This window comes from Tritonibacter horizontis, from assembly GCF_001518015.1.
GTDB lineage: Bacteria > Pseudomonadota > Alphaproteobacteria > Rhodobacterales > Rhodobacteraceae > Epibacterium > Epibacterium horizontis.
In genome coordinates, this window is sequence record NZ_LPUY01000081.1 from 1 (window position 1) to 3913 (window position 3913).

Sequence of the window (3913 nt, forward strand, 5' to 3'; positions counted from 1 at the left end):
CCAAGACGGACATTGGCGCGGGAGGCGCGGATTTCGCGGAAATCCTGTGGTGGCGGGGGCGGCGGTGGCGGGTTGAAACCGGGCCAGAACCGGGGTGTCGGCCTGTGTTTCCGCGGGGCGGATTTCCATGCGCGGGGCGGTTCCGGCTGGCGGCAGGCCACTGGCCACAAGAGGGGGTTTCGGCGGGCTGGGAGGCGTGAAATCCGCCCCACCGCTCAATTCATAAAACGCCAGCGCCAGACCCGCAAAAGACACTATGACCAACCGCGACATCACGCGCACTCCTTACAATCAAGATCTCGTCAGTTCAAAATCGAAACCGCCGGGCGACACCAAATGGCCCGCGACATAAACACATCCCGACAGGCCAACCCGGCGCGCGTTGGAACTGGAACGCGCATTGTACAACAAGTGTTCCACGCAACGATCCGGCGGGAATCGCCTGTCGCGAGATCATTACTCTGGAATATTAACATAAACCGAGGGGAGAGACGGCGATTTCCTCCCCCGAGGATCGAAGTGACAGCGGTGGCGGGCGTGAAAACAGGGGCAGCATGGCCACGGCGGAAATCTCATCGAATGAAAAGGCGTGAAGGCCGCTTGCCGCCCGACGAGGTGCACAGTATCAGGATTTCATGACCGAATTGGTAGATGACCCCACTCCCCCCGACGCGCCGCAACAAGGCGAGATTCTCGAACCGCTGCGCCGTGCGATTGGCGAACGGTATCTGACCTATGCGCTGAGCACGATCATGCATCGCGCCCTGCCGGATGCGCGCGATGGGCTGAAGCCGGTGCACCGGCGTATTCTCTATGCGATGAGCAGGCTGCGGCTGTCCTCGACCGGTGGATTTTTGAAATCCGCCAAGATCTCTGGCGACACGATGGGGGATTTCCACCCCCACGGTGACGCGGCGATCTATGACGCGATGGCGCGACTGGCGCAGGATTTCGCGGTGCGCTATCCGCTGGTCGACGGTCAGGGCAACTTTGGCAATATCGACGGCGATAACCCGGCGGCCTCGCGTTATACCGAAGCGCGCATGACCTTCATCGCCGAGGCGATGCTGGAAGGTCTGGCCGAAGACGCGGTTGATTTCCGCGACAATTATGATGGCCGTCTGCAGGAACCCAGTGTTCTGCCGGCGACCTTTCCCAATATCCTCGCGAACGGGTCATCGGGCATTGCGGTCGGCATGGCGACCAATATCCCGCCGCATAACATTGCCGAGCTGATCGACGCCTGTATTCACCTGATCAAATCGCCCAACGCGGGCGATGACACGTTGCTGCAATATGTGCCGGGCCCGGATTTCCCGACCGGCGGCGTGATCGTCGAACCACCAGAAAACATCGCACAGGCCTATCGCACCGGGCGTGGATCGTTTCGGCTGCGCGCAACCTACGAGATCGAAGACCTGGGGCGCGGTCAGTGGCAGATCGTTGTCACCGAGATCCCCTATCAGGTGCAGAAATCCAAGCTGATCGAAAAGATCGCAGAGCTGATCCAGACCAAGAAAGTCCCGATCCTCGCTGATGTGCGCGACGAGAGCGCGGAAGACATTCGCGTCATCCTGGAGCCGAAGTCCAAGAATGTGGACCCGGACCTGCTGATGGGGCTGATGTATCGCAACTCTGACCTGGAGGTGCGGTTCTCGCTCAATATGAACGTGCTGATCGACGGGGTCACGCCCAAGGTCTGTTCGATGAAAGAGGTGCTGCGCGCCTTTCTCGATCATCGCCGGGATGTGCTCGGGCGGCGCGCGCGCCACCGGATGGCCAAGATCGACCACCGGCTGGAGGTGCTCGACGGGTTCATCATTGCATTCCTGAACCTCGACCGGGTGATCGACATCATCCGCTATGACGATGATCCCAAGGCGGCGCTGATGCGCGAGGACTGGGACAAGGAACACCCGCGCGCGCTGGACGAGAAAGACTATGTCACCCCGGCGGCAGGGGCGGGCGAATTGACCGAGGTTCAGTCCGAAGCGATCCTGAACATGCGTCTGCGCAGTTTGCGCAAGCTGGAAGAGATCGAGCTGACCCGCGAGCGCGACGCGCTGCGGGCGGAGCACGACGGTCTGGCCGAGCTGCTGGCGTCAGAAGAGCTGCAGTGGAAAAAGATCACCGAACAGCTGCGCGAGACGAAAAAGCAGTTCGGCAAGAACTACGCCGGTGGCGCCCGCCGCACCCGGTTTGCCGAGGCGGGCGAGGTCGAAGATGTGCCGATCGAGGCCATGATCGACCGCGAACCGATCACCGTGGTGTGCAGCCAGATGGGCTGGATCCGCGCCATGACCGGGCATATCGACCTCGCCCGCGAGCTGAAATTCAAGGACGGTGACGGCCCCCGTTTTGTGTTTCATGCGGAAACCACCGACCGGCTGCTGGCGTTCGGCTCGAACGGGCGGTTCTATACCCTGTCGGCGGCCAATCTGCCCGGCGGGCGCGGCATGGGGGAACCCCTGCGCCTGATGGTCGATCTGCCCAACGAGGTGGAGATCGTCGATCTGTTCATCCACGACCCCGAACGCCGCCTTCTGGTGGCCTCGGATGCGGGCAACGGGTTTGTCTGCGCGGAAAAGGAAATCGTGGCCCAGACCCGTGGCGGCAAACAGGTGCTGAACGTCAAGGATGACGAACGCGCCCGGATCTGCATCCCGGTACAGGGCGATCACGTGGCGGTGGTGTCTGAGAATGGCAAGTTCCTGGTCTTTTCCATCGAGGAAATGCCGGAACTGACCCGTGGCAAGGGCGTGCGGTTGCAAAAGTACAATATGGCGCGCGGGCGTCAGGGCGCGCTGGAACTGGACGGCGGCCTTGCGGATGTGACCACCTTCAATTGGGACGAAGGTCTGCAATGGGAAATGGGGGGCGGCAAGACCCGCACCGAATCCGACCTCAGCCCATGGCTGGGCAAGCGGGCCGGTATCGGGAAACGTCCGCCTCATGGCTTCCCCAAATCCTACAAGTTCAAGTAACGGCAGGAATTTGCCCACAGGACCCGGAATATGTGGCCCCTGCGCAACCGCGCGGGGGTTCGCCTTTGTGCGGGTTTACCCCGGACAAAGTCCCGGTTTATCACTTGACGACCCAGATCGGGCCCTCGGGCCTGGATTGATCGCACATAACAAGAGAGACCTCATGATCCGCATGTTTGCCCTGGTGGCCCTCAGTGTTCTGGTGGCAGCCTGTACCGCCCCCACCCCCGAAGACGAGTTGCGGGATCTCGGGGCGTTCAGTCTCGGGCACAACATCGTGGTGGCCCCCAAGGTTCAGACCGTGCCGGGGTCGCGCGCGGTGGCGCCGGAGGAATGGGTCGACCTGCTGACCAATGAGGTCGCGGCGCGGTTCTCCCGCTATGAGGGGGCGCAGCTCTATCACTTTGGCATCAGCGTCGAGGGGTTCTTTGTCGCGCCGGGTGGCGTGCCGCTGGTGCTCAGCCCGAAGTCGGTTCTGGCCCTCAAGGTCACCGTCTGGGATGATGCCCAGAACAAGAAGCTGAACGCCGAACCGCGAACGTTCACCGTGTTTGAGACCACCTCGGGCGAGAGCTTCCTTCTGGGATCGGGCAATACCCGTACCCGTGAGGAACAGATGAAAGGTCTGGCCCGCAATGCGGTGCGCGAGATTGAAATCTGGATGGCGGAGCAACATCTGGAAAATGGCTGGTTCGACCCACAGGATCAACCTGCGTCGGGGGCGCCAGCAGAGGCGCAGACCCCGGCTCCGGTCGGCCAATAGCCGATTTGTCAAGAACGAACCGCTTGATTTTTGCGCGTAAACCCAATAAGCCGCGCGCGCAGAGGAAACGGGTCCATCACGACCCCCGAATTTCAAAAGGGCGCCTAAGGAATGGCTAAGGAAAAGTTTGAACGTAATAAGCCGCACGTCAACATCGGCACGATTG

2 protein-coding genes and 1 pseudogene are annotated in these 3913 nt (G+C 61.5%); 2 read left to right on the plus strand and 1 reads right to left on the minus strand.

Translation table 11 applies throughout. The features are described 5' to 3' along the window. Positions 1–273 (minus strand): annotated as a pseudogene (locus TRIHO_RS24055) (hypothetical protein); the annotation flags it as partial. 362 nt (positions 274–635) lie between these two features. On the opposite strand from TRIHO_RS24055, the gene TRIHO_RS15945 reads away from it, so the two are divergent. Both TRIHO_RS15945 and TRIHO_RS15950 read left to right on the plus strand, forming a co-directional pair. Next, entirely contained in the window at positions 636–2984 is a 2349-nt protein-coding gene (locus TRIHO_RS15945) for a DNA topoisomerase IV subunit A (RefSeq protein ID WP_068245815.1), read from the plus strand. A gap of 163 nt (positions 2985–3147) precedes the next feature. Further along, positions 3148–3747, plus strand: coding sequence for a hypothetical protein (locus TRIHO_RS15950; RefSeq protein ID WP_068245818.1), 600 nt, complete (start codon positions 3148–3150; stop codon positions 3745–3747). Positions 3748–3913: the final 166 nt, after the last annotated feature.

Excerpts from the sequence above, each read along its gene's own strand:
- TRIHO_RS15945 (WP_068245815.1), top strand. The coding sequence starts at position 636 with ATGACCGAATTGGTAGATGACCCCACTCCCCCCGACGCGCCGCAACAA.
- TRIHO_RS15950 (WP_068245818.1), top strand. The coding sequence starts at position 3,148 with ATGATCCGCATGTTTGCCCTGGTGGCCCTCAGTGTTCTGGTGGCAGCC.